Here is a 23,455-nt window from a genome sequence, read left to right on the forward strand (position 1 = left end):
ACCGGAATGGCCGAGTACCAGGAAATCAAACACGTGTACCAAAACCTCCGTCCCGCCGTCACCGGATGGTTCCCCCAATAAGGCCGGGCACAATAGGAACCAGCTTCACTGCAGGAGTTCCCACATCTACTGCAACTCCTGTTCTTTAACTGGCCTACCGTCAACCTGCCTCGGCCGCGAAAATCATGATTGCTGATCACACGACCGGAACCGGAGGCGACTTTCCTAGGCGCCGGGAGTTATCTTCCTGCGCCGTGATGTTGTTCGCGGGCTAACCACCGCGGCAAGCATCTGGCTCACCGCTGCAGTGGGCATGGCCTGTGGAGCAGGCCTCACTAGACGGCGCACCCCGATCTGCCACCTGATGACCATTGGCATGACAAACCCTGCTCGTCATCCGCCTTGGCCTTCAAGCGCCCGCCTATGCCTGCCGACAGTCTCTCCTTGGACCTAATGCTCACAGGCGACATTCCATATCAACCACTCTGAACATTGTCCGTGGAGGTGCAATGACTGCTCGGCCGCGCCCTGTCACCCTAATTCACGTCGTACTGTCCAAAGGCATCATGTTCGTGGAATGGGGCGCGGAAGAGGTCACCGAGGAAAACGCCATGACAGTCTTGGCGGAAGTCTGCGAACTGAGTGCAGGAGAAGCGTATCCCCTGATCTTCGAGTTACATGGGATACGAACAGTTAGCTATCGTGCTCGAAAGGCTTTGGCTGCAGGGCCGTGGCCGGCGACTCGTGTGGCCATAGTCGCAAATGCGATCGTCGATCAGACTGCGGCATACTTCTTTCTCGGCAGGCACCCAACCCCCTGTGACTCAAGAATGTTCGTGTCCCTTCCCGAAGCGATGACTTGGGTTCGATCCTGTAGCGTTCCCTGAAGGCAGTAAGGCTGGGCCGACATGACGAGAACATGTACGGACTGTATAATCGCGGTTCAGCGCGTTCTGAATCCCGAGCTTGGCTAGGGCGGAATGTCCGTCCAGTTGGACCCGCCCCAACCCGACAATGTCTCCTTGCCGGACTGCGGAAGCGGTGGGAATTGGTTCTCAGCTGCTCCATCGTGAAGACGTATGCTGCCGCCCACAGCCGGGACAGTTCTTATAGGTTTTCCACCGCTACTGCTGCAAGGGAGCTACCCCAACGGCTCCCACTTCCAGCCATGGATAACCTGAATTGACCCCAGCCATGGACGGATCAGATGCAGAGGATGAATGCGTCCCAGGAGAAAGAACTCCGTGCTGGTCGTTGATGAGAGGACCGTCATGGCTCCCCCTCAGGCGTATGTACCGGGGTGCGGGTCGCGGCTATGATCCGTCAGCCTTTTCCAAGTCTGCAATTACTTTCAGCGTTCGTTGGACCAGTTCGTCGATGGTGATGCGGTCGAAGTCGCGGACAGCGCTGCGCACTCGGTTGTGTGTTGTCCCGACCAGCTCGACTGGAATGGAAGAGCTTCCGTGCAAGGCCCCATATGCGCTGCCGACCGTTGCTGCTGTCGAATCGGTATCGCGTCCGCCCGAGATTGCAATTCCTACCGCACCCATGAAGGTCTCCCCCCCCACAACAGGCCGATCGAGATGAGAGCTGCATTGTTGATGGTGTGCACCCAGGGGTAGTCGCCAAGGGTGGAATCTACCCAGTCCAGAGCTGCACTGTGCGTTTCGCCGCTGTTGTAAAGATCAATCACGCTTCGCAGGGCCTCTGCGAGCCGGGACCGCTCAGGCACAACTTCGAGAGCAGCCTCGAGTGCGATCTCCGCTTTGTCCGTGGCGAATGATGCCGACACGAGGGCCGCTGCCCACATCTCGCCGTAAATTCCGTTTGCGGTGTGACTCAGCCGGGCATCCACCAAAGCCAGTCGGGCGGCTTCTCCGAGATTGCCGGGATTTGCATAACCAAAGGCGTCGCCGCGGATCAGAGCCCCTATCCACTCCCGGTAGGGGTTGTTTTCGGTAGCCGTATCGGGGGCCGTAAACCCATGGATGAGGTTACGGTAGGCGGCCCGCTCGGCAGTGTAGGTCTGGGTAAAGGGAACGCGGTCGAGCCATTGGGCGGCGATCTGGCCGGTTGTGAGGTCACGTCCATGCTTTTCAAGGAGGAAAAGGCCGAGGATGGTCCAGTCGATGTCATCGTCTCGTGGAACGTCTTCAAACTTGCCGGCAGTGGCAACCGGAGCAGACGGGTGAAGCTGGGATACGCCCGTAGGCAACGGGGAGAGCAGGGGAAGGTATCCAGTTTGGGGCCACTGATTGGAAGCCCGAAGGTAAATTTCAAGCTCAGATCTGCTGAGGCCTTCTACCGGCTTGCCCAAGGTATTGCCTACCACGCGTCCCAGCCAGGCCCCGCGGAGGCGGTCAGGCAACTGTGCCTGATCAAACTTGATGGCAGGAAGCCCGGCGATGAGCTCTGTCAGGCTCTCGTCGTCGTCAGGTTCGTCATATCCCCAATCAGGGGCACGGGTCAGCTTGCCCAGCTGGGCCACTGCGTCCTTCAGCCTTGGCAGGTCGCCGCTGTGGGCGGCGGCGCGCGCTTCCATTTCAATTGTTTTTGCAGGGTAGCCGCTGATGGCGAGCTGCTCCGCTTCATCAGGGATGAGATCACGTGGATCGAGTACGTCGTGCACAATTTTCTCCTGGTTGTGAGATGGGGGCGAGGTCGGCTTATTAGCCCTTGACCGAGCCCGAAAGGAATCCTTGGGTGACTTGCTTCTGCATTACGCACATACCCGATCCGCTGTCCCGCCACCGATAACAAAGTCAGGTTGGGGTGTGCCCCAATTGGACGAGCACCCTCCGGGAGCAAGATTCTCCGGACTTAACGAGTGCGGTTACACAAGGGCCGTTTTCGCCAAGACTTTGAGCAGCCGACCTGCAGCTTTGATCAATTGCACGAATAGTTTCAAATCGAATATGCGCACGTACCAGCTCCGCGTGCCGGGACTGCATGCGCTTCCTCGAGGGCGAACTTCTCCACGAGTTGGGGGAGTGTGGAACTCAAGGCCATGTGGCGGGAACGTGAAGCTCCCGCCACAGTTGCGTCTGGCTTAGAAGTAGCCATCTAGCTTTCCAGACCTGCCGGCGGTACCTACTCAGTTCATCGTCCGGTAGGCTTCGATTGCGTTTTGAAGTTCGGCCAGCTGGACTTGCGACATAGTCCACACTCTTCCGACTCGCGGGTCTTTCTTGAAGGTGACCTTTACTTCGTCCACCGAGAACAGCCTGCCGTTGTTGTCCTCAACGGCGAACCATCTATCGCTCATTGGATTTCTTCTTCCTTGTTATGGATCCTTCTTTCCGAAGGAGCGCCACCGGGGCTAGGAGGCCGCGAGACGGGCGTCGACCGCGGCGGCAGAGAATGCTTGAGTCATTACCATGTGCCGGGCACCCTGCAGGCAGGCGTCCGCGCCGATGGCGCTCATAGTGATGTTGAGTTCCCGGGTCGCCATGGGAACCGACCTTTCAAAGATTGATTCCCGCACTGCCTGTACGAAGGTGGGACACGCGGCGGGGATGGCCCCGCCGAGGACGAGGACCGCGGGGTTAAGGAGCGCCAGCGAGGTGGCGAGCACTTCTCCGAGCAGATGGCCGGCCCGGCGGGACAGCGCAATAGCCTCAGCGTTCCCGTCCTGTATGAGACGGACCGCGTCCTTGGTAGTTTCCGCGGGGATACCCCGCTCCTTCAGGATGCGCACGATAGCCCCTCCGCTGGCCTCGGTCGCGAGGCACCCGGTGGCACCGCAGCTGCAGAGGGCCGGGGAAACCTTGAGGGACAGGACGGTCAGCAACCATTGACCGCCCGGTATTGTCCGAACCTGGCCCGCGTCAGGCGACGTGGAGACCTCACCCCCCGGCGGCCGCGAAGTGACGTATTCAACGGCGGTGGGCCAGTGCATCACTCGGGAGGGGGCGTATTGCCGTAACGCCGCAGGCATCATGCGAGCCCTCTTCCATGCTTGGTTCGGTCTTAGGTCAGAATCGGCCGACTCCACCTGCCGCGGGCGGTGATGCTTCAAGCAATGTCCGGGATCGGCCGTTTTCAACATTGGGATTGACGCTGCCATGGTCCTACCCGATCTGGCGTTCCAGAGTGGTTCCATAGGGGACGTCAGCGCTCAGAGCCACCGTGAACGAGGTCGGTCCGTTGCGCGTCACGAGAATCCCGCGCACGCCCTCCCTGAGAGCCTGCTCCTGGGCTAATTGCTCAGCGAGATCGAGGCTTTCGGCGATCTCCTGTGGGTCGTCCGCCGTGACGTGATAGATAGGCCCGGAGGCAACAGTGATCATTGGTCTTTCCTGTTCTGGGTAACACTGATTTACAGTCACTCCGGACAACCGACATCATGGGACCGGGACGATGCATACGAACGGACGGCTCCTACGATTCGCAGGGCCCGGGATGCTTAAAAGGTTGGTCCCCGTCTTGGTGAGGACTAATCCGGTTGGTCGCTGTGGATCCGTAGTGGGAGCTGGGGCGATGGGCTGCGCTGGAAGCGCTTCCGAGGCAGCCGAGACCAGTTACACGATGCGGGTAGTGTGTACCGGCGAGGGGAGCGAGCGAGCCCTCACGGGCGCGCTCCACCTGACTGCGTTGGCCAGGACCTGCCGGATCGGTCGGTGGTAGTAGATGGGGTATTTCTGATCGCCAGGGCTGAAGTAGAAGATTTTTCCGTAACCGCGGGTGAAGGTGACGCCGGAGCGGAAGACTTCCCCGCCTTCGAAGGAACTGAGGAAGACCAGCTCGTCGGGTGTGGGGATGTCGAAGTATTCGCCGTAGGTTTCGTGCCGGTCAAGGACGATGGGTACGCCGATGTCGGCCGTGATCGGGTGGTGAGGGGCCGTTGTCCAGACCAGTTCGCGGTCCCCGTCGTTACGCCATTGAAGAGAGCAGGTGGTGCCCATTAACCGGATGAATATCTTCGAGAAGTGTCCTGAATGCAGCACGATGAGGCCCATGCCGGCGAGGACATGGCGTTGGACACGATCGACGACGACGTCGGAGACCTGGTCGTGGGCGATGTGGCCCCACCAGAGGAGGACGTCTGTAGAGGCCAGGACCTCTTCCGTCAGGCCGTGATCGTCGTCGGACAAGACCGCCGTCCGGATCGCGGCCTGGTCACCGAGGATCTCTCGGATGCCTTCGGCGATGGCTCCATGGATGCCGTGCGGGTAGTGCTCGGCGATCTGTGGCTCTGAGCTTTCGTGCACGTTCTCGTTCCACACTGTTACCCGGATGGGTGTTGCAGTGGATGTCATGCTGTCATTCTCCATCGATAAGTCGGTGCTGCAGGTCCAGGCACAGCGCGGCCGTCCAGCTGAACAGCCGGGTTCCATGGGGTTCGCCGGTGTGCGGGTCGACATACTCGGGGAAGTCATTGAGGACGGCTAGTCCGGCCATGGAAGCTGCCAGGGCCCGGGTGTCGGCTGCCGCGCCCCGGGTCTTCAGGGCTTCGGCAAGCAGCCATGCGGTGTTGAACCAGGACGGTCCACGCCAGTACCGCGAGGCGTCGAACGTCGGCGCAGTAAGGTCGTGGCTGGGCACGAGGCAGGATGTGCCCAGCGCAAAGTGCGGGCCGCGCAAGAGCGCCTCCAGCTCATCCCCGCGGCGGATTTCGGGCAGGAGCAGCGGCATGAGGCCTGACACTGTCCGGTACTTCTGCAGGTCACCCGTGATGGCGTCGCGGGCCACGTATGTGCCCAGCTCCCCGTCCCAGAGGGATTCCAAGGCTTCCGTGATGTCCCGGCACCGTTGCCGGTGATCATAGGCCGGGGTGATCCCCAGTTCTTCGGCGATGCCCGCCAGTGCGAGCTCGGATCGTGCCCAGATGGCGTTGAAGGTGGGGTCCTCGACCCGGAACAGGCAGGCTGCGGCCGAATCGTCACAGCCGGCATCGCGGTATGCCGCTGCAAGGTACAGGTACTTGCCATATTCCCTGTTCGACGGACGTTCCGTGGCGTCCGCATGTTCCAGGTCCGGCCGCGGCACGTCGTCTCCGAAGGATCCGGCCACATTCTCCAGCGAGCTGTCCCAGTAGGGTGAATTGTCCAGCCCGCTCTCCCACGGATGCACGACGGCGACAAGGCCGGTTTCCGGTGAACGCCGGCGCGAATGCAGGTACTGGTGCCAGGCCACAAGGCGGGGGTAGGCCCGGCCCAGAAAACGGCGGCGGCGGGATTCCGACGGGTCGGATTCGTGGACCAGCAGCGTTGCCCAGGCGTGGTTGGGCGGCTGCACCAGCCCGGTAGTGGAGACCGGCGGCGACCCGGGGATGCTGTCGCTTCGCCAAAATCTGGCTCCGGGTGAGTAATCATCCCTCGTCGGATCGAAAACAATCTGCGGAAGCCGCCCGTCGGACCACTGCGCGCTGAACAGGGAGTCCAGTTCCTGCTGGGCGCGGCGGGGAGAGATGTGCCGCAGGCCGATGGCGATGAAGGCCGAGTCCCAACTCCACTGGTGGGGGTAAAGGCCGCCGGCGGGAACGGTGTGCCGGCCTCTCCAGTTCCTTATCAGTACGGCCGTCGCGGGGGAGATCATCGCATGGTTCACAGGAATCTCCGCAGCAGGACCGGGCATGCCGGCAGGACGTCCTGCGCGGGGCCGGACAACCGGCTCTCCATTGCGACAGGTCCGGTGTAGCCGATGGCAGAAACCGTGGCGCCGAACAACGCCCAGTCGATGTGACCCGCGCCCGGTTCCAGGCGGTTGGAGTCGCTGGCCTGGACATGTCCAATGTAGGGGCCCGCGGCCAGCAGCGCCGCGGCCGGATCGGATTCCTCAATGTTCATGTGGTAGGTATCGGCAGCAACTTTAACCGAATCGAGCCCGATCTCCTTAATGAGGGAGACCGCGTCGTCCAGGCGGCGGACCATGTGATTCTCATAGCGGTTCAGCGGTTCGAGATACAGTTCGACGCCCAGGGTGGCGGCGTGCGCTCCGAGCTGGCCCAGCCCGTCAATAAGGACCTCGCGGTCCTCGGCCGTGCTCCGGGGAGCCACGAAGGGAGGGAGCCGGTCGGAGAACATGCCATAGGAGGCCGGGGTCATGGCTCCCCGTCCGCCGATCTCCGCCATGACATCCAGCAGCGATTTCATCTGCACAATCGCGTCCTGGCGCTGTGTGGCGTCAAACGCCCCGATGAAGTGCAGCATTTCGACGCAGACGGTCGGCATGGAAATTCCGCGGGCTGCCGCTTTTCGCAGTTCGGGCAGCCGTTCGCGGAAGCCGAAGTCCCCCTTTCCGCGCAGCTCGATCCCGTCGAAGCCCCACTCCTGCGCGGTGTCCCACTTCTCCTCCATGGACTGGCCGGGCAGGTGCTGTTCCTGCACGCAGATCATGTTCATTTTTTGCTCCAAGAATTGTTGTGTGCCGGCCTAGGGGACCGGCGTGTCAGAAGTAAGGTCCGGAGGGTGGGCCTGCCGGTGGCAGCGCTGCACAGGCGGGTCATCATGCGTCGACGTCTGTCCCGGATGCCTCGCAGCTCAAGACCACCTGAAGGGCGTCCCGGGGATTGCCGTCCAGCATCTTGAATGCCCGGACTGCTTCTTCCAGCGGGATGGTGTGGGAAATCAGCTCCGTCAGCTTGAGCCTGCCTGACACACCGAGATCGATGACGGTCCGGTTCAGCCGGTACCTGTCCCAGCGGTGCTGCAGCGACGGTGCCGGCCCGGAGATCTGGGAGGAGACAACCTGGACGCGGTTCATGTGGAACTCCTCGCCCAGGCGCAGTCCGGCGCCCTCTCCCTGCAGGAATCCTGCCGCGCAGACACGGGAGCTGTAAGCGACCGAGCGGATCGCTTCGTGCAGCGCACGGTAGTTCCCCGAAATCTCCAGGCACACGTCAGCGCCACGGCCGCCGGTAAGCTCCCGGATCTTGGTGGCGATGTCGCCCTCCGAGGGATCTAGGACGACGTCGGCGCCGAGTTCCTTGGCCAGCTCACGGCGTTGTTCGATGCCGTCGACGGCGATCACGCGGGCGCCGTTGAGCCTGGCCAGCTGGGCGACGATCTGTCCGGGCACGCCCAGGCCGAAGACCGCGACTGTTTCACCGATGTGGATGTCGGCGTCCAGGACGACGTTCAGTGCGACCGCTCCGATGTGGGAAAACATGCCGATCCGGGGGTCGGCGTCGCGGTCCAGGATGCGCGCCGCCGCGTATTCCTCGGTCTGGACGGTGGATGTCCGGTGGCCCCAGATGCCCCAGATGCGGTCGCCTACGGCGACCTTCGTGACGTCGGCGCCGATCTCCACGACTTCGCCGACTTCCTCGTAGCCCACGCCGTCCAACGGGTAGCTGAGCGAGGAGGTGCCGTCGACGAAGAGCTTGTGCTCCTTGTTCCACTGTTTGCTTAGGTAGGGGTTGGTGCCGCGGTACGAGGCCAGCTCGGTACCTGCGGAGATGCCGGTGAACAGTGTCCGCAGCCGCACCTCCTGGCTTCCCAAGGGCGGGTCCGGCTCGCTGATTACCTCTGCAACCCGGGGCGAAGTGAAACTGACCATAGAACCCATATTGAAGATCTCCTTGCGATCGCTTTGAGCGAGTCGCCTTGTTTAGCGTTGGTGTACGAAAGGGCCGGTACCGGCCCTCCGGCGTCGTCAGCCCTTGACGGCACCGGAAATGAAGCCGGAGGCGACCTGGCGCTGCATGACCAGGAAGAGCACGATGACGGGCAGGATCGTGATCAGGGTGCCGGCCGCAAGCGGGCCGACGTCGATGGACCGGCCGCCGGTGAACTGGTACAGCCCGGTGGTGAGGGGCCGGAATTCCCCGCCCGGGAGGTACAGCAGCGGGACCAGGAAGTTGTTCCAGTTCTGCAGGAACGTGAAGACACCGAGTGCCGACGCGCCCGAACCAACCAGCGGAAGCATGACCTTGAGGAAAATCTGCCATTCGGAGCACCCGTCCACCCGGGCTGCCTGCTCCAGTTCCGTGGGCAGGTCCGAGAAGAACGCCCGCATGAAGAACGTTCCGAAGGACACACCCGTGGAGGTCAGGATCAGGATCGCGCCAGCGAGCGTGTCCAGCAGCGCGAGGCCGCGCAACTGGAAGTACAGCGGGATCATGTAGGTGAAAAACGGCACCAGAAGGCCCAGCACGACCAGGTAGAAGGCTACTGACCGGCCGCGGAACGGCAGCCGGGCGAAGGTGTAGCCGGCCATCGTCGAGAGCACCACGACCAGAAGGGTGCTGGGAACGGTCAGCAGGAGGCTGTTGCCCAGGTACTCCCCGAAGTGTCCTTCGGTCCAGGCCGTGGTGATGTTCTCCAGGGAGAACGAGGAGAACAGCGAGAAGGGATCCACCCGCACGTCTGCTTCCGTCTTCAATGCCGTGGAGATGATCAGGATGACCGGGAACAGCGAAATGAGTGCCAGCGCGATCAGCAATACATGCTTTCCGGCCAACGCGGTTTTCCGCCGCGGGCTCGCGGCATTCTCTTCCGTGGCCGCCGGCCGGTTCAGGGCCTCGGGCAGCTGCAGCCTGTCACGCTCGGATACTGTGATGTCGCTCATGCGCCTGTTCCTTGAAGAGAGAGTCGTCGTTGCAGCCGGTTCAACAGCACCGCGCACGGCACCGAGAGCGCCGTGATCAGCAGGGCCAGGGTCGTTCCGTAGCTGATGTCGCTCACCTTGAAGGCACTGTTGTACGCGTAGGTGCCCATCACGTTGGTGGCGTTGGCGGGGCCGCCGCCGGTCATGATGAAGATGATGTCGAAGACACTGAAGCCGCCGACCAGGGTGATCGTTGTGACCATGAGGAACACCGGCATGATCTGGGGCAGGATGATGTGCCACAGTCGTTGCGCAGCGTTCGCGCCGTCCAGGCGGGATGCGTCGATCTGTTCGGTGTCAACGTTTCGCAGTGCTGACAGGAAAATGATCAGCACGAACCCGGTGGATGCCCAGATCGCTGTCGCCAGGACGGCGTACAGGGCGGTGTTTGGTTCACCGAGCCAGCCGGTAGTCAGGTGTCCGAGGCCGATGCTTTGGAGGGCCTTGTTCAACCATCCGTTGACGGGGTCGTAGATCCAGCCCCAGACAATGCCGATGGCGATGCCTGGCAATACGTAGGGCAGGAAGAACGCCAGGCGGTAGAACATGTTTCCTCGCTTGACGTTCCACAGGAGCAGTGCAAGAACAAGGCCGATCGCGAGCGGGGCCGCCGTGCCCAGGACGATCCATATTGCGTTGTTGCCCAGGGCGTGCCAGACCTCGGGATCGGTGAACATGCGGGTGTAGTTGTCCAGTCCGACGAACTCCGGGTTCGGGTTGATGCCGTCAAAATCGACGAACGAATAGTAGATGGCGCTGCACATCGGCAGGACGAAGAACAGTGTGACCAGGATCATCAGCGGTGCGATGAGGGCGATGCCCAGGCGGGTTTGTGCCCGCCTGGTCACCGCTGGCGTGGTCGAGGTGATAGTCGAGCTCATGTCATTTGCCTTCTGCGGCAGACTTTTCAAAGGCAGTCTGCAGGTCCTGGGATACCTGCTCCGGAGATTTCTGCCCGGTCAGCAACCCTTGGAATCCGTCCCACAGGGCCGTGTTGAACACGTCGGTGCTCAGGGTGTCGATGCTGTAGCCGAAGTCACCGCTGCCGTCTGCGATCTTGGCCGTGTCCTGGAGGACCTGCGCGAAAAGCGGTGAGGCGTTGGTGCCGGATGCTTCGACGGGGAATGCCGGAATGGCGTGCACTTCTTCTACCTGCCAGCGTCCGTGTTCCGGGGTCTGCAGGTAGTCAAGGAACTTCAGGGCCGACTCGCTTTTCTTGGTCTGGGCCGACACAAAGGTGCCCGATCCCAACCCGGCGCTGAAAATTCCCTTGTCATTGGCGCCGGGGAACGGCATGAACCCAACGTCAAACTTCGCGTTTTTTTGGACGCCGGTGATGAGCCAGCTTCCTGTCGCGGTCATGGCGGCCTTGCCGGAGTAGAAGAGGGCGTTGCCGTTGTCGTAGGAGACAGCCGTCGGAGTGGGCGTCAGGTATGCGCCCTTGTTCAGCTGGCTCCACGCATCGAGTGCCGCGACGACGTCCGGGGAGGTCCATGGAGTGGTTCCATTGAGCAGATCGCTCATGCCCTTGGAGCCGGCGCGGCTGGCGAGGGACATGCTCAACAGGTGACCGCCCTGCCAGCCCTCTTTATCGCTGACGGCGATCGGAACGATGCCCGCGTCCTTGATGGTTTTCGCTGCCGCCTGGAGGTCGGCAAAGTTCTTGGGCTCAGAGATGCCCAGCCGGGAGAAGATCTCTTTGTTGTAGAAGACGCCCAGTTCCTGGATCAGGTCGGGAACGCCGACGGTCTTGCCTTCAAAGGTCACCCGCTCCTTGGCGAAGTCGTAGATCTTCCAGTTGCGGGTCTTGTAGGCGTCCGTCAGGTCATAAAGGAGGCCCGACTGGGCCAAGGCGCCGGCGAAGCCGGGGCCGGTGTCGTAGTTGAAGACGTCCGGGCCATCGCCTGAACGGAGCTGGGTCTGCAGGACGGTGCGTAGCTGGTCGATCGGCAGGACATCGAGCTTGACCTTGATGCCTGACTGCTCCTCGAATTTCTTGATGTCACCCTTGAGTAGTTCCAGGTCTTCCGGTGCCTCCGGCTGGCCGAGCAGGTAGCGGATCTGCTTTTCATCGGAGTTGCCGCCGGAGCTGGGTGCGCCGCCGGTGCATCCGGTGAGAGCCAGCGCCAGAACTGCTGTGAGCGCGGCCGCCGCTTTGAACGGGAGTTTTATCACTGTGACTTCCTTGTCTTGCTTACTGATTGATGGCTGCTGCCCGGCTTAGTGCTGGACGTCAACCCATGAATTCTTTTGCGCGGAGGACAGGACCGCATCCGTGATGACGGCAGCCCGAATACCGTCAGTGAAGGTCGGCATCCGCTCCTCGGGTCGGCCGGCCACAGCTGCATAGACGTCCTTCACGAAGGCCGCAAAGCAGTCGTTGTATCCCTGGGCGTGCCCAGGGGGGAGGTTTGGCAGTGCAGCGGCCTCAGGAGAGAGGAAGGCCGGATCCCTCAGGACGGTTTGGATGCCCGACAGGCTTCCAACCCACAGGCTCTCCGGCTGCTCCTGGTCAAAGGAAATGCCTGACTCGGTGCCACTGATTTCAAACCAAAGGCGATTCTTGCGCCCGGGGGAAACCTGACTGACGACGACCGTTCCAACCGCGCCCTTGTCCGTCCGGAAGTTGACACATGCGATGTCCTCAGTCCGGGTCGGGTCCTGGGCGGTACCCGCAGCGATCCGGTCCCGTGGCACCGTCTGGGTCATGGCCTGGACTTCGGTGAGGCGGTGTCCGCTGACCCACTCGACGACGTCGCACCAGTGGGATCCGATGTCCGCAAAAGCCCGCGATGCTCCGCCCCGGGCTGCATCGACCCGCCAGTTGTGAGCCGCCGGACCGGACAGCCAGTCCTGGAGGTACGATCCGTGGATCAGCCGCACATCGCCGACGTTCCCGGTGCGGGTCCTGGAGCGTGCCTCGGCTACCAGCGGGTGATAGCGGTAGATGAAAGGGACGGCAGCGACGAGTCCGGAGCGGCCAGCCAGTTCGGTCATTCTCCGGGTGCCGGCAAGATCGAGGCTCAGCGGCTTCTCGCACACCACGTGTTTGCCAGCCTGCAAAACTCGGGTGGCAAACGCCTCATGAAGGTGGTTAGGCACGCACAGATGGACAACGCTCACCAGCGGGTCGGTGAGCATCTCCTCGACCTGCATGGCCCGGCCCTCGGGGGCCCAAGCCTCCACCGCCGCCTTGGCGGAGTCCAATGAGGATCCACTGACGCCGAGGATGTGGGCGCCGGAACGCCGGGCGGCATCGGCATGAACTTGGCCGATCATGCCCGTGCCGATGATCCCTACACCCAAACGTTCCATTGCAATTGCCCCTGCCGAATGCCAAACTTTTTACCCTTTCGATGCTAAGTCCGCCGACTTATGCGCGCAATATGAAAAAGTTATGTTTTTTTTATCAAAAGTATGGGAGGGTGGAGGCATGAGCATCGGCAGAGACGTTTCCGAGCGGAAGCAGCCCCTCCCCTCCAATAGCGACCGCCTGTCCAGCTTGCTTCTGGAAGCGATCGCCCGCACCCCGGGCTGCACCAGAAGCTTCCTGGTGGACGTGTCGGGACAGTCGCGCGGGACAGTGTCCCAGCGGTTGGACGGGATGATCGACGTCGGACTGGTTCTGGAAGAGATCGGAACCTCGACGGGCGGCCGGCCAGCCGGGCACCTCAGGTTGAACAACGCAGCGGGGGTGCTCCTGGCAGCTGACCTGGGTGCCACCCACTGCTCAGTGGCAGTGACGGACCTTGCGGCCTCAGTGCTCGCAGCCAGGACGTACGACCTGTGCATCGCGGACGGACCACACACGATCCTGAGCGGAATGGACGAGGTGTTCCGGGAACTGTTGGTGGAAGCAGGCAAGTCACCCTCAGATGTACGCGCCATCGGCATCGGTGTCCCCGGCCCGGTGGAGCACTCAACCGGCACCGTTGTCCGACCGCCAATCATGCCCGGGTGGGACGGCTACCCGGTTCCTGCCTTTTTCGCCCAGCGCTATTCAGCGAAGACGCTCGTGGACAATGACGTCAACCTTGCAGCGCTGGGCGAATATTGGGCCCGCGCCGAGGGCGACAGCCACGTGTTGTTCGTCAAAATCAGCACGGGAATCGGCTGCGGCATCGTCAGCAACGGAAAGCTGCACCGGGGGGAACAGGGCGCTGCGGGGGACATCGGCCACATCCAAGTGCCCGGAAGTGAGGAGGCGATCTGCTCCTGCGGAAACACGGGGTGCCTGGAAGCCGTGGCGGGAGGGGACGCCTTGGCCCGGAACCTCAGAGAGCTTGGAGTAACCGAAGCCCTGACCGCGCGTGACGTGAGGCGTCTTGCCGCGGACGGCAACGTCTATGCCCGCCGGGAAGTCCGCGAAGCATCTACACGCATCGGAAAAGTTCTGGCTGCGGTCGTCAGTTTCTATAACCCCACTGCTATCGTCATCGGTGGTCCGTTCGCGGACCTCAATGACGCATTCCTGGCCGGCATCCGTTCCGAGATCTACCAGCGCGTACTTCCGCTGGCTACCCGCACGCTGCGCGTGGAGAGCAGTCGGCAACACGAGCGTGCCGGCATCCTCGGCGCCGCCGTCCTGGCCCTGCAATTCATCCTGTCCCCACAGGGGGCGGAGTCTCTGCTCAAGCGTCCCGGCATCGACAGCACACGCATCGGTTCGGAAAGCTGAACCCCCTGCAGTCGGTGCCGGCCGGCAGATCGCCGCCCGCCACGGCCTTGTCGAACCGCTCCAGCATGGTCCGCCTCATCTCCTCACGGGCAGCTGCGAGGAGATCGACTATTTCATGATGCGGCTCCCCGGATGCCATTCCCGCCTGAACTGTCATGCAGCCGGCAGGCAGACCCGGGACGGTAAACGCCTCAACCCGCCCCGTCAGGAGGTCCAACACCGTCTGGCGGGCAGTCGGCTGCGCCATGGCGTCCTCCACCCTGGCGGTCCGCTCGCAGATGTAGCGGTCCGAGAATCGGGATCTTCTCGCAATCGGGACCATTGCACTAAACGTCGTGCTCGATGCAGATATCCATGTCGGCGACACCGTAGCCGTTTTCGGACTCGGAGTGCCCGGTCAGATCGCCGCGCAGCTGGCGAGGCTCAATGGAGCACGCGTTATCGCCGTGGACGGCATTGCCAGCCGCGGCGAACTTGCCCTCAAGCTCGGTGCAGACCATGTCCTCGATCCGGCAGACGGATCGGCCGCCGAAGCAATCCGCGAGATGACAGACGGGCGCGGAGCCGACACCGCCCTGGAAATCACCGGCAACTACCGTGCCCTGCACGAGGCAATCCGCGCCGTCGCTTACAGCTCCCGCGTCTGCGCCGCAGGCTTCATGCCAGGGGACGGAAAAGGCCTCTACCTTGGAGAGGAATTTCACCACAACCGCGTCCAGGTCATTTCGTCCCAGATTTCCGGTGTAGCGCCCGCACTGCAGCACCGCTGGGACAGATACCGCCTCACCCGGACCGCCACGGAGCTGGCCGTCTCCGGACGGCTGCACATGACCGACCTTATTACCCACGCCGTCTCCGCCAGCACCCGCAGCAGGCATTGCAGGTAGTCCTGGACTTCAGGGAAAAATCATGACCTTTCTGAGTCGCTGCCCAAGAACGCATGCTCCGAGCCGAAACCTCAACCAGAAATTCGTCTTCGCATGGTAAACGGAAACCAAAAACAGCAATTTTCCGATTCTGAAATAATGAGAGACGCCCTCAGGCTGCCGCTGCGTGTTCTGGTGAAAGGGTTCGCCGTGCAGCAGCCGGAGGGGTTCACTCGGGAAAGAGTTATCTGGCTCTTGAACGCCCAAGAAACCGGGCGTATAAATCGCTGTAGCAAGTTGGTCAGGGATTTAGGACGTCCTTGTTTGCCAGACTGCAGGACAGCACATGTCAGAGGATCGGCTATCTATGAGCACTCTTCCAATTTCGGACTACGCGCTGCTATCCGATCGGCATTCGGGGGCGCTGGTCAGCCGTGGCGGATCGGTTGACTGGCTGTGTTTTCCCCGTTTTGACAGTAGCTCGGTGTTCGCCGCAATTCTTGGTGAAAGTGGGGGGACCTGGTCAATACATCCGCAGGGTCCCTGCGCCTGCAGCCGTCGGTACCTTGATGGCACCATGGTCTTGGAGACCACATTCCGGACAGATTCCGGGGAGGTCACGCTTACGGATGCCATGGAGGTCGGCGAGACGTTAGACCCCCACCGACTTGGTGAGGGAGCACCCCACGCCCTGTTGCGGTCCCTGACCTGCACCGGCGGATCGATGTCTTTGGACCTTTGCTTCAAGCCGCGGCCCGAGTACGGACTCATTGTTCCCGTAATGACAAGTATCGGCTTGGGAATCCTGGCAACCGGCGGATCAGGCAGGCTTCTCCTATCGTGCCCAGAGGTTCTTCATGCGGAGGCCGGAGAACTGAATGTCACTCTGGAATTACACGAGGGCGAAAGCCTGAACTTCGCTCTGCGGTATTCATCCCTAGGCGAGGCGGTTCCAAGTGCGTATAGCCAGAGCCAGATGCAGCAGTCGCTGCTGAGGACGGTAGCTGCCTGGCAAGAATGGACAGCAGACCACCAATCTTATGATGGCCCTTGGCGAGACCTGGTCCTGCATTCCGGCCGGGTGCTGCAGGCACTGAGCTACCAGCCGACCGGTGCGATTGTCGCCGCTGCGACCACCTCCCTGCCCGAATTGGAAGGAGGTGAGCGTAACTGGGACTACCGCTACTCATGGGTTCGTGACGCGAGTTTTACCCTGCAGGCTTTGTGGGTCGCCGCCTGCCCCGACGAAGCGGAAGAGTTTTTCGCCTTTGTCACAGCCGCAGCCGCCCACTCCGGCCCCAGTCATCCTCTTCAAATCATGTTCGGAATCGGCGGGGAGCACGACCTTACTGAACGCGTGATTCCGCAGCTGGCCGGCTGGCGCGGCAGCCGGCCCGTCAGGGTTGGAAACGGCGCTTGGAATCAGACCCAGCTGGATGTCTACGGAGAAATTCTCGATGCGGCCTTCCGGCTGCGCGACCAGCTGGGCGATCTTCCTCCGGAGATCCGGGGCTTCCTTGCCAACCTGGCTGATGCTGCAGCAGCTCAGTGGCGCCAGACGGACAACGGTATCTGGGAAATCCGCGGCGAGCCTCAGCATTTCCTCTACTCAAAGCTCATGTGTTGGGTAGCTCTAGACCGGGCCATTAAGATGGCCGGGCAGCTTCAGGCTCAAGACCGTGTCCAGCGATGGACGGCTGCAGCTGAGCAAGTCCGTACAGCAATCCTGGAGCAGGGTTGGAACCCCAAGGTAGGGGCGTTCACGCAACACTTCGGGTCCGATAGCCTGGACGCGGCCGCTCTAATGCTTCCAATCGTCGGGTTCCTGCCCGCGACAGACCCCAAAATCCTTTCCACTATCGCTGCCATCGAAGAGAAGCTAGTGGACGACCGTGGGCTCGTTCTGCGCTACCGGACTGACACAGGAATCGACGGACTTCCCGGAGAGGAGGGCAGCTTCCTCTTGTGCACCTTCTGGCTCGCCGAGACATTGGCCATGGCAGGACGCACTGCAGATGCCAAGGAGATATTTGAACGGGCAGCCGGCTACCTGAGCGACGTGGGACTGCTGGCCGAGGAAATCGACACAGAGACCGGCCAGCAGATGGGCAACTTCCCCCAAGCCTTCAGCCACATTGGGCTAATCCATGCTGCATGGGCCATTCAACAAGCGGAACAGAACCGGCCACACGACGAACACCCGACAATTCTCGATAACGTCATGCAAAAGTGAGGCACTCCATTACCGGAGAGCCGGAGACTGTCTGCAGCGCGGGGATCAGCTCAGGCGCCACCACGGCGGTGGACGGGCAATGCCCTGCCCGCAAACGGAGACCCAGGTTTTACCTGCCCATGCCCCAGTCGCCGCAGCTCACCCCCGGCAGAAGCTCTAGGAGCAACTGCAGAACCACACCCGGAGCCGAAGCAGCGGCTAGCTAAAACCACCACAGGTGCGTGTGGGGAATTCCATCGCCGTTTCGGAACCTATGTGGCTGCGCAACCATTCTGGTGCTGATTTGGCGAGCCCTGGATACGACGGGTGGCTTAGATCGCTTCCTCCTTCGGCCCAGGAAGCCCCGTATCGCTGGAAATCGGACTCCTGACATGATCACGGCAAGGCCCAATGTAATGGTCAGGATGCTTTGTAGCTGAACCTGCTGCCACAAATCCAACAGAACGATCGGCAAGGCCAGCCTGCCATAACCGTCACGAAGCGAAAACCAGAACGGCCGGAATGCAGTTCTAAACCACGTTTGACGATGCGGACGTCCTTCTCTACGTGCTGAGTCATTCATCATCCTTCAGTCGTGGGGGTGAACTCCCGAAGAGGGTACCGCCCGGCAACCGGGCCCAGGGAAGGGACACCTCGGAGCGAACGTACGGTGCAGAAGTGGCATCAGACTGTCGCGGCCCCACGGCCTGCCGGAACGGGCCAAGCTTCGGCCGCCTCTGGTCAGCCGTTGAACAAGTTATGATTTTGCATGCCCATCGTCACCTGTCAGACTGGTGACATGAAGCATTCCTTCCTCAGCGGTAACCCGGCGCTTGATTTCGCCGCGACGCTCCGCTCACGGCGCGGGGCACCTTTTGAGATGCTGACCTCCGCGGAAAGCCTTGATTCCTGGTTTCTCGAGTCCGGGATCGTCAATGAAAGCACCCGATGTAAACCAGCGGACGTTCGGCAGGCGGTGTCGGTCCGGGAGGCCATCTACTCTCTGGTTCTCGCCCGAATGGACGGAGAAGCGTACAGCAAGGAGGCCCTCTCGACGGTGAATGATGCTGCCCGTACCCCGCCTGCCGTCCCGCAGCTCAGGCCTGGCGGCCGGCATATCGAAGCGACTCCGGCCCAGGCATTGTCCACCGTTGCCCGCCACGCGATCGAGATTCTCAGCGGAGCGGATGCCCCGCGGCTCAAGGAGTGCGCCGACCCCGGGTGCACGAGGGTTTTCATCGACGGCTCTCGTGGAGGCCGCCGTGAGTGGTGCAGCATGGAGCCATGCGGCAACAGGATGAAGGCGGCTGCCTACCGGACCCGCAAGAGAAAAAGAACGCCAAGTCTCCCCTAGACGCGGCGACAGGAATGCCCTGCCGGGGATCTATGCCTTCCATATGCCTATGGCACCATGTGTGAAGATTTGCAGTCAGGCCCCCATCAGAAGTCAGGATGCAAGCAGCTGACGAGCACCTGGAGCTTGATTACGTCTGGGGGAAGTTGTCCTGGTACTAGATCGGCGCACTGTACCTGTTTACTGTTCACTCCGTCAGCGCCCCACTCTCGTTCAGGACAAAAGACCAGATCCAGGCCAGACGATTTAGAAGGGCTTCCCGATTGCTGACGACAAATGAGTGCTCCCGGGTAGTTGAGAAGGACGGCGACGAGTCTGCTTGCAGCGCGCTTGTCGCATCCGGGCAGGTTCGTCCAGCACGAGCAGCCCGGAGGTGGTCCTGCGAGCAGAAGCCGCGCCAGGGCAACATGAAAAGGTATCCGGCGAGATGTTGCTGACGAGGCGATTGGCATTGTTCGCACGAAGGAGGAACCGGGCAAGTTGAGTCCTGATGACGTCCGGGGGACATCCCGGGCGACGGCCTGAGCGTTTTCTAGCGCGTTCTAGCGCTGTGGTGTTCTGACCCAGTGTGTCGCTATGCTGCGGCCAATAGCTGACACGATCTGTCAACAGCCGCCCGCCGGCTCCTCCAGGTACGCGCGGCCTGCCGTGAAAAAGCGATTCAAGGCCGCTGTCTTGCCAACGCCTTGGGTACCTGTAAGGCCGATGCGCTCAGTGGCTCGGATAATATGCGAGCCGCTGGTTCCCTGCAGTTTCTGCCATGGCTGCCCACTGCCTTGCCCGAGCGGGATTTCAGCTTCTGGGGATGGATACCTTGTTCCCCGCTGAGATCCAATGATTCTGAACGGTGCATGTCATCTTTGTCTCTGTAGTCGTGGGGTTCCTCGAGATTCCTTTCATGCCGCCCGCGGAAGGCTGAGTGAAGTGCCAGTGCTGCTACACCCACCAGAACAGGGTCCATAATGCTGCATCACCAAAGCCGCCTTTGAAGAAGCGACGGTCCTTTTCCGGTGCGGTGTCGCCACCACTCGCCGTTTCACCGGAGGCGCGAGGAGGGAGCTTGCTTCCGGTTCGGGCGCTGCGCATCGTGGCGATGTACCCGCCTGCTATCAGGGCCGCGAAGCCCAGGACGCCGATGGTGAGGCCGATGACGGGCTCACGGAGGGAGGCGCCCAACAGCAGAAGGGAGAACCCGGACACTGCGGTGAGAACGCCGATAATGATCCGGGATCCGGAATGCTCCAGGACCGCTTCTGCTTCCATGGCATCCGCAAATTGCGGGTCATCCTCCTTGAACTGCTTCTCCAGTTGCTCGAGCGTGTTCCGCTCCTGTTCCGAGAGGGCCATTATGTTCTCCCGAACGGGGTTGTGTGGTTGGCGCGAGCCCGGATATCTGAATTGCCGGTGAAAGACGGGCGGTCATCGGCCTCCATCAGTGCGTTTGTGCGGGTGTGATAGCCCGTGGGGTTAGTCATGTGGTGGTTTCCTTTCGTTGCTATGTAGGAAGCTTTGGGGAGGGGGTGACCATCCCCCAAGCAAGCGCGCGGGGAACGGGACGTCCCACTAGCAGGATCGTGGAGCAGGCGTCCCGGCCCTTGGGGCGGGTGGTTCTTCGGCGGAGGGGCGTCCATATGTTGCGAGAAGGCGCAACCAGATCTCGCTGACCGTGGGGTAGGCCGGGACGGCGTGCCACAAGCGGTCGAGCGGAACTTCTGCGACGGCCGCGACTGTTGCGGCCTGAAGCAGTTCACTTACGTGGTGAACCGGTGTCCTCCCTCTGCGAGTGTGGCGGCCATATGGCCGGCGTACCATTGCGGCCACTCGGCGTCATGGACTCCGCCGAGGACTTCGGCTTCGTACACTCCGTGAGCGGTTGCCGCCCGCTCCAGTGCGTCTGTAAGTATTTCCGTCGTGGTCTTAGGCATGTGCGTATTCCTTTTTGTTGTTGTTGCTCGGAGATGTACTGCTCAGGCCCGGTTCATGCGTGTGGTGTTGAGGGCAGTTGAGGATCCGGGTTTGCTCGGGCGGGAGGGGCGTACATGGAATGCGGTGTGGCAGGAACCCGGGATCAGTGTCGGGCCGAGCTGCCAAGTGCTTTGGGGAGAGATTCTGCCTGCCTTCCACTGAAGGCAACACCCGTGGGGACAGGAACCGATAGCTGTCTCATTCCTGAGGAGGGCACCCGGAGCAGCGAATGGGCGCGGGGTCCTGCATGGAGATGAACAAGATTCCGAGCGTCATGAGGGCAATCCCGAGTGCACCGGCGAAGACGTCATGGATTGAAACCGCGCCCAAGAGCAGGAAGACCCCGATCGCGTCGGCGAGGAGGGCCAGAGCCGTGTGACGGGTGAACCAGTTGCCCTCCGAACCCCTTGAGATGTGCGTAGATCCGGAGTGCCCGCCGAAGCGGCCCGGGCTGACAGCGGTTCCTCGTCGTCGAGCACCGGCGCTGCCCTCGCTCTTGGCGGGGGAGTTCTTGTACAACATGGCGTTCGCTTCTTCCTTCACGATGGCGGCTCCGGGCGCATGCGTCCCAGATGAATCTCTTCTGTCGGCGGCCCACGCCGTCACCCTTTCAACCGGTTACGCACTGCTCTTTATTCCAAGATCTGCTTTGAAGTGCATGAATGATCGGCAGCCTTTGCAGTCCTCGGGGCGGAGGTGGGACGGCAAGTGGCCAAGCGCCCATTCCTGGTCCGCTTCCGCAGCTCGCCCCGGCCGCTGGCTGATGCCCTGAAGTCGTCTTCTTGCTCTCAGGAAGGCCAACCGCGGCAACCTTCCCGTTACGGGTCTTGGCCGCTACTCAGCGTTCGGACATCGACAGTAAATGGGCGGCCTGCAGCCTGATGGGATCTGCCTTCAGCAGGTGTGGGAGAAGCAAGGGAAAGCCCTGACCCCAGGGGACGTGCATTTGCCGCTCGCGTTGCCGTTGAAGCGGCGCAGGCTGCGATCGTTGCTGCTGCCAACGCTGTGAAAAAGGCAGTACGAATCGATTTAAACGTCATGATTTTGCTTTCGTGTCGGAAATCCTCGGCTGAGCCGAGCACCGGCGGAGTTGCTTCCGCCGCGGGCTGGTGTTGCAGGCTGTTGAGTCAGAGTCAGCCACCGCTTAGGGTTTGGATGAACTTTTGCACGTTGGGCAGGATCTGTAGCCCAGCACTCGTCGCCAGCCCCGTCGTGATCGCGGTGGCCGCCTTTCCCAGCAGGCCTTCCTTCCGGGGTTCACGCATTTCGCCTTCAGCGCGTACCTCTGCCACCTGCTTTTCCAATTCAGGGCAGGACTGATCAGCGGGAACGTCCTGGAGCTGGCCAAAGGTCGCGGGAGAGAACAACATGGGTCTTTTTGCCTTTCTAAGCGCGCAGTTTCATCGAGGCGGCCGTGCGCGGGCCAACTTTAGGGACGGACTTACCGGCACGTCCGGGGGTGGGCGGCGTGTAAAGCAAGCGTTGTTATGCGTGGCTACAAGCCGGTGGAGTCTGTTAGGACGGGATGGCCGGCCGGGTGGATCCGCTGCGACCATCGATTCTGTAGTGTTCCCTACTGAACCAAACTCTTGGTCGCAGCCGGAATCCGGGACCGATTCGAAAACTGCTTTCGTGGAGAAGGCCACAGGATGGAAGCCGGCCCGAGCCGCCTACGATTATGCAGCCCAGGCGTGTGCGGTGGCTCCCGAGCAGATGCTATTGGTCGCCGTCCACCCGTGGGACATCCACGGTGCTGCCAGAGCCGGGATGCGCACGGGCGTGGCTCAACCGGACAGGATCAAATTACCCGGACTATTTCACCGCCCCTGATCACACCGTTACTTGGCTGGAAGAACTCCCTGAAGTCCTCGGTGCGCCGGGAGCTTGAGCGTACGGTGTGTCCCGTTGCATCAGCGGCCCGTCTGCTTGCATGGAGGCATGACCGAGCAGCCGGCAGTGGTAACCGATTACCTGAACCACTGCAGACGGCTTGTACAACGCCATCCCCGCCAGGACTGAGAGGAACCTCTTCGGGGCCCGACCCGCAGCAATGTGTCGTGAAACGAGGATTAACGATGGCTGATGCACGAGATGCTTTCCATGCGGTCGGTTGCGGTGGCGGATTCGCTGCACCCCCTGCGTCTGGGGATCAGGCGAATGTGTGGGCACCGCCGCGGTTTCAGTTAGTTGTGGTCTCGCAGTACCAGCCGACCCATGGCGCATGAATCAGGTCGCAAGTCCGCCAGTCCTCCAGGTGAGCAGGCAGGAGTTGCGGTGGCGTGAATGTCGTTGCGTCGGGACCGGTGGCTGTCAGGATGCCTCCCTGAGGGGCGGCCGGGGCCATCGCCATGGTGGCGCCTTTGTTGACCTGATTGCCTGGGAAGGTCAGGGTCAGGTTGGCGGTGATGGTGAGGGGTCCAGGGCTGGTGTCGGCCAGGCTGTCCAGGTGAGAAGGTCGAGCGAGGATGCTTTGCATAGTGGTCTGCTTTCTGTGAGCGTCATTCCCGGCGGTTCGGACGGGCGAGTGGTGGCCGGGAGGGCGCGGGGTGTCGGGACCGGCCGGGCCCTCCCGGCGTCTGGGGGGATCAGGCGGAGGCTTCCTGCTGGTCGCACGCATCCGCCTCAAATTGGGCGAGCCAATGCTGAGCGGCCTCGTCGCAGTCGGCCTTGCCTTGATGGGGTCGTGCGGTTGCCACGGTGTCTTGTCCGCAGAGTGGGGAGGAGACACCGTGGCAACCGCGGACGCCTCTATTGGGAGGGGCGCCCGTAGGTTTCGAGAAGCCGGAGCCAGATCTCGTTGACGGTGGGGTAGGCCGGTACGGCATGCCAGA

21 protein-coding genes and 4 pseudogenes are annotated in these 23,455 nt (G+C 61.9%); 6 read left to right on the plus strand and 19 right to left on the minus strand.

The window, feature by feature from the left end:
- Positions 1-235: 235 nt before the first annotated feature.
- A pseudogene (locus CXQ90_RS21095) lies at positions 236-334 on the plus strand (MgtC/SapB family protein); the annotation flags it as partial.
- A gap of 1,165 nt (positions 335-1,499) precedes the next feature.
- Here the strand turns inward: CXQ90_RS21095 and CXQ90_RS23260 are convergent.
- The 13 genes and pseudogenes from CXQ90_RS23260 to CXQ90_RS21150 form a co-directional block, all read right to left on the minus strand.
- Positions 1,500-1,550: pseudogene (locus CXQ90_RS23260) on the minus strand (hypothetical protein); the annotation flags it as partial.
- The gene (locus CXQ90_RS21100) at positions 1,538-2,629 is read right to left on the minus strand and encodes an ADP-ribosylglycohydrolase family protein (RefSeq protein WP_219816737.1); all 1,092 of its coding nucleotides are present in this window, start codon (positions 2,627-2,629) and stop codon (positions 1,538-1,540) included. The pseudogene CXQ90_RS23260 and the gene CXQ90_RS21100, both read right to left, overlap by 13 nt.
- Positions 2,630-3,094: 465 nt before the next feature.
- Positions 3,095-3,265, minus strand: a complete 171-nt coding sequence (locus CXQ90_RS22545) for a hypothetical protein (protein WP_181038663.1) — start codon at positions 3,263-3,265, stop codon at positions 3,095-3,097.
- Positions 3,266-3,319: 54 nt separating this feature from the next.
- Complete coding sequence (locus tag CXQ90_RS22550; protein ID WP_104141301.1) at positions 3,320-4,102, minus strand: ROK family protein; 783 nt, start codon at positions 4,100-4,102, stop codon at positions 3,320-3,322.
- On the minus strand, positions 4,071-4,289 hold the full coding sequence (locus tag CXQ90_RS21110) for a hypothetical protein (protein WP_104141302.1): 219 nt from the start codon (positions 4,287-4,289) through the stop codon (positions 4,071-4,073). Before CXQ90_RS21110 ends, CXQ90_RS22550 begins: the two co-directional genes overlap by 32 nt.
- A 231-nt stretch (positions 4,290-4,520) precedes the next feature.
- On the minus strand, positions 4,521-5,258 hold the full coding sequence (locus CXQ90_RS21115) for a ThuA domain-containing protein (RefSeq protein ID WP_104141303.1): 738 nt from the start codon (positions 5,256-5,258) through the stop codon (positions 4,521-4,523).
- 4 nt (positions 5,259-5,262) lie between these two features.
- On the minus strand, positions 5,263-6,549 hold the full coding sequence (locus CXQ90_RS21120) for a hypothetical protein (RefSeq protein ID WP_219816738.1): 1,287 nt from the start codon (positions 6,547-6,549) through the stop codon (positions 5,263-5,265).
- Entirely contained in the window at positions 6,546-7,343 is a 798-nt protein-coding gene (locus CXQ90_RS21125; protein ID WP_104141304.1) for a sugar phosphate isomerase/epimerase, read from the minus strand. The genes CXQ90_RS21120 and CXQ90_RS21125 overlap by 4 nt, the downstream gene beginning before the upstream one ends.
- A 103-nt stretch (positions 7,344-7,446) precedes the next feature.
- Positions 7,447-8,499, minus strand: a complete 1,053-nt coding sequence (locus tag CXQ90_RS21130) for a zinc-binding dehydrogenase (RefSeq protein WP_219816739.1) — start codon at positions 8,497-8,499, stop codon at positions 7,447-7,449.
- Positions 8,500-8,595: 96 nt separating this feature from the next.
- Positions 8,596-9,510 carry a carbohydrate ABC transporter permease gene (locus CXQ90_RS21135; protein WP_104141306.1) on the minus strand — a complete coding sequence of 305 codons (915 nt, stop codon included), beginning with the start codon at positions 9,508-9,510 and terminating at the stop codon, positions 8,596-8,598.
- On the minus strand, positions 9,507-10,430 hold the full coding sequence (locus CXQ90_RS21140) for a carbohydrate ABC transporter permease (RefSeq protein ID WP_104141307.1): 924 nt from the start codon (positions 10,428-10,430) through the stop codon (positions 9,507-9,509). Before CXQ90_RS21140 ends, CXQ90_RS21135 begins: the two co-directional genes overlap by 4 nt.
- A gap of 1 nt (position 10,431) precedes the next feature.
- On the minus strand, positions 10,432-11,724 hold the full coding sequence (locus tag CXQ90_RS21145; protein WP_181038665.1) for an ABC transporter substrate-binding protein: 1,293 nt from the start codon (positions 11,722-11,724) through the stop codon (positions 10,432-10,434).
- Between the two features lie 45 nt (positions 11,725-11,769).
- Complete coding sequence (locus tag CXQ90_RS21150; protein ID WP_104141309.1) at positions 11,770-12,864, minus strand: Gfo/Idh/MocA family protein; 1,095 nt, start codon at positions 12,862-12,864, stop codon at positions 11,770-11,772.
- A 118-nt stretch (positions 12,865-12,982) separates the two neighbouring features.
- Here CXQ90_RS21150 and CXQ90_RS21155 point away from each other — a divergent pair, with 118 nt between their 5' ends.
- The 5 genes and pseudogenes from CXQ90_RS21155 to CXQ90_RS21175 all read left to right on the plus strand — a co-directional run bounded on the left by CXQ90_RS21155 (position 12,983) and on the right by CXQ90_RS21175 (position 18,659).
- Positions 12,983-14,227 carry an ROK family transcriptional regulator gene (locus tag CXQ90_RS21155; protein ID WP_104141310.1) on the plus strand — a complete coding sequence of 415 codons (1,245 nt, stop codon included), beginning with the start codon at positions 12,983-12,985 and terminating at the stop codon, positions 14,225-14,227.
- 335 nt (positions 14,228-14,562) lie between these two features.
- Positions 14,563-15,114, plus strand: a complete 552-nt coding sequence (locus CXQ90_RS21165; protein ID WP_181038666.1) for a zinc-binding alcohol dehydrogenase — start codon at positions 14,563-14,565, stop codon at positions 15,112-15,114.
- A gap of 346 nt (positions 15,115-15,460) precedes the next feature.
- Positions 15,461-15,937: pseudogene (locus tag CXQ90_RS23265) on the plus strand (trehalase-like domain-containing protein); the annotation flags it as partial.
- Between the two features lie 132 nt (positions 15,938-16,069).
- On the plus strand, positions 16,070-17,326 hold the full coding sequence (locus CXQ90_RS21170) for a glycoside hydrolase family 15 protein (protein ID WP_258064676.1): 1,257 nt from the start codon (positions 16,070-16,072) through the stop codon (positions 17,324-17,326).
- A 778-nt stretch (positions 17,327-18,104) separates the two neighbouring features.
- The gene (locus CXQ90_RS21175) at positions 18,105-18,659 is read left to right on the plus strand and encodes an ABATE domain-containing protein (RefSeq protein WP_219816740.1); all 555 of its coding nucleotides are present in this window, start codon (positions 18,105-18,107) and stop codon (positions 18,657-18,659) included.
- 936 nt (positions 18,660-19,595) lie between these two features.
- Here CXQ90_RS21175 and CXQ90_RS21180 read toward each other — a convergent pair.
- The 6 genes and pseudogenes from CXQ90_RS21180 to CXQ90_RS21200 all read right to left on the minus strand — a co-directional run bounded on the left by CXQ90_RS21180 (position 19,596) and on the right by CXQ90_RS21200 (position 23,100).
- Positions 19,596-20,006: a DUF3040 domain-containing protein gene (locus CXQ90_RS21180; RefSeq protein ID WP_104141314.1), complete on the minus strand. Its 411-nt coding sequence runs from the start codon at positions 20,004-20,006 to the stop codon at positions 19,596-19,598.
- A gap of 216 nt (positions 20,007-20,222) precedes the next feature.
- A pseudogene (locus tag CXQ90_RS23110) lies at positions 20,223-20,414 on the minus strand (hypothetical protein); the annotation flags it as partial.
- Positions 20,411-20,584, minus strand: a complete 174-nt coding sequence (locus CXQ90_RS22555; protein ID WP_181038667.1) for a hypothetical protein — start codon at positions 20,582-20,584, stop codon at positions 20,411-20,413. The pseudogene CXQ90_RS23110 and the gene CXQ90_RS22555, both read right to left, overlap by 4 nt.
- A gap of 238 nt (positions 20,585-20,822) precedes the next feature.
- On the minus strand, positions 20,823-21,146 hold the full coding sequence (locus tag CXQ90_RS21190) for a hypothetical protein (RefSeq protein WP_104141315.1): 324 nt from the start codon (positions 21,144-21,146) through the stop codon (positions 20,823-20,825).
- A 611-nt stretch (positions 21,147-21,757) separates the two neighbouring features.
- Positions 21,758-21,994, minus strand: a complete 237-nt coding sequence (locus CXQ90_RS21195; protein ID WP_104141316.1) for a hypothetical protein — start codon at positions 21,992-21,994, stop codon at positions 21,758-21,760.
- 809 nt (positions 21,995-22,803) lie between these two features.
- Complete coding sequence (locus CXQ90_RS21200; protein WP_104141317.1) at positions 22,804-23,100, minus strand: hypothetical protein; 297 nt, start codon at positions 23,098-23,100, stop codon at positions 22,804-22,806.
- Positions 23,101-23,455 lie beyond the last annotated feature (355 nt).

Source organism: Arthrobacter sp. ZGTC131 (assembly GCF_002929275.1).
GTDB lineage: Bacteria > Actinomycetota > Actinomycetes > Actinomycetales > Micrococcaceae > Arthrobacter.

What these genes read in the sequence shown, in the direction of transcription:
- CXQ90_RS21130 (WP_219816739.1), bottom strand. Translation starts at nt 8,499, where the DNA reads ATGGTCAGTTTCACTTCGCCCCGGGTTGCAGAGGTAATCAGCGAGCCG.
- CXQ90_RS21135 (WP_104141306.1), bottom strand. Translation starts at nt 9,510, where the DNA reads ATGAGCGACATCACAGTATCCGAGCGTGACAGGCTGCAGCTGCCCGAG.
- CXQ90_RS21175 (WP_219816740.1), top strand. Translation starts at nt 18,105, where the DNA reads ATGAAGCATTCCTTCCTCAGCGGTAACCCGGCGCTTGATTTCGCCGCG.
- CXQ90_RS21180 (WP_104141314.1), bottom strand. Translation starts at nt 20,006, where the DNA reads ATGGCCCTCTCGGAACAGGAGCGGAACACGCTCGAGCAACTGGAGAAG.
- CXQ90_RS22555 (WP_181038667.1), bottom strand. Translation starts at nt 20,584, where the DNA reads ATGCCTAAGACCACGACGGAAATACTTACAGACGCACTGGAGCGGGCG.
- CXQ90_RS21200 (WP_104141317.1), bottom strand. Translation starts at nt 23,100, where the DNA reads ATGCAAAGCATCCTCGCTCGACCTTCTCACCTGGACAGCCTGGCCGAC.
- CXQ90_RS22550 (WP_104141301.1), bottom strand. Translation starts at nt 4,102, where the DNA reads ATGGAACCACTCTGGAACGCCAGATCGGGTAGGACCATGGCAGCGTCA.
- CXQ90_RS21150 (WP_104141309.1), bottom strand. Translation starts at nt 12,864, where the DNA reads ATGGAACGTTTGGGTGTAGGGATCATCGGCACGGGCATGATCGGCCAA.
- CXQ90_RS21115 (WP_104141303.1), bottom strand. Translation starts at nt 5,258, where the DNA reads ATGACATCCACTGCAACACCCATCCGGGTAACAGTGTGGAACGAGAAC.
- CXQ90_RS21110 (WP_104141302.1), bottom strand. Translation starts at nt 4,289, where the DNA reads ATGATCACTGTTGCCTCCGGGCCTATCTATCACGTCACGGCGGACGAC.
- CXQ90_RS21195 (WP_104141316.1), bottom strand. Translation starts at nt 21,994, where the DNA reads ATGTTGTTCTCTCCCGCGACCTTTGGCCAGCTCCAGGACGTTCCCGCT.
- CXQ90_RS21170 (WP_258064676.1), top strand. Translation starts at nt 16,070, where the DNA reads ATGCAGCAGTCGCTGCTGAGGACGGTAGCTGCCTGGCAAGAATGGACA.
- CXQ90_RS21125 (WP_104141304.1), bottom strand. Translation starts at nt 7,343, where the DNA reads ATGAACATGATCTGCGTGCAGGAACAGCACCTGCCCGGCCAGTCCATG.
- CXQ90_RS21140 (WP_104141307.1), bottom strand. Translation starts at nt 10,430, where the DNA reads ATGAGCTCGACTATCACCTCGACCACGCCAGCGGTGACCAGGCGGGCA.
- CXQ90_RS22545 (WP_181038663.1), bottom strand. Translation starts at nt 3,265, where the DNA reads ATGAGCGATAGATGGTTCGCCGTTGAGGACAACAACGGCAGGCTGTTC.
- CXQ90_RS21190 (WP_104141315.1), bottom strand. Translation starts at nt 21,146, where the DNA reads ATGTTGTACAAGAACTCCCCCGCCAAGAGCGAGGGCAGCGCCGGTGCT.
- CXQ90_RS21155 (WP_104141310.1), top strand. Translation starts at nt 12,983, where the DNA reads ATGAGCATCGGCAGAGACGTTTCCGAGCGGAAGCAGCCCCTCCCCTCC.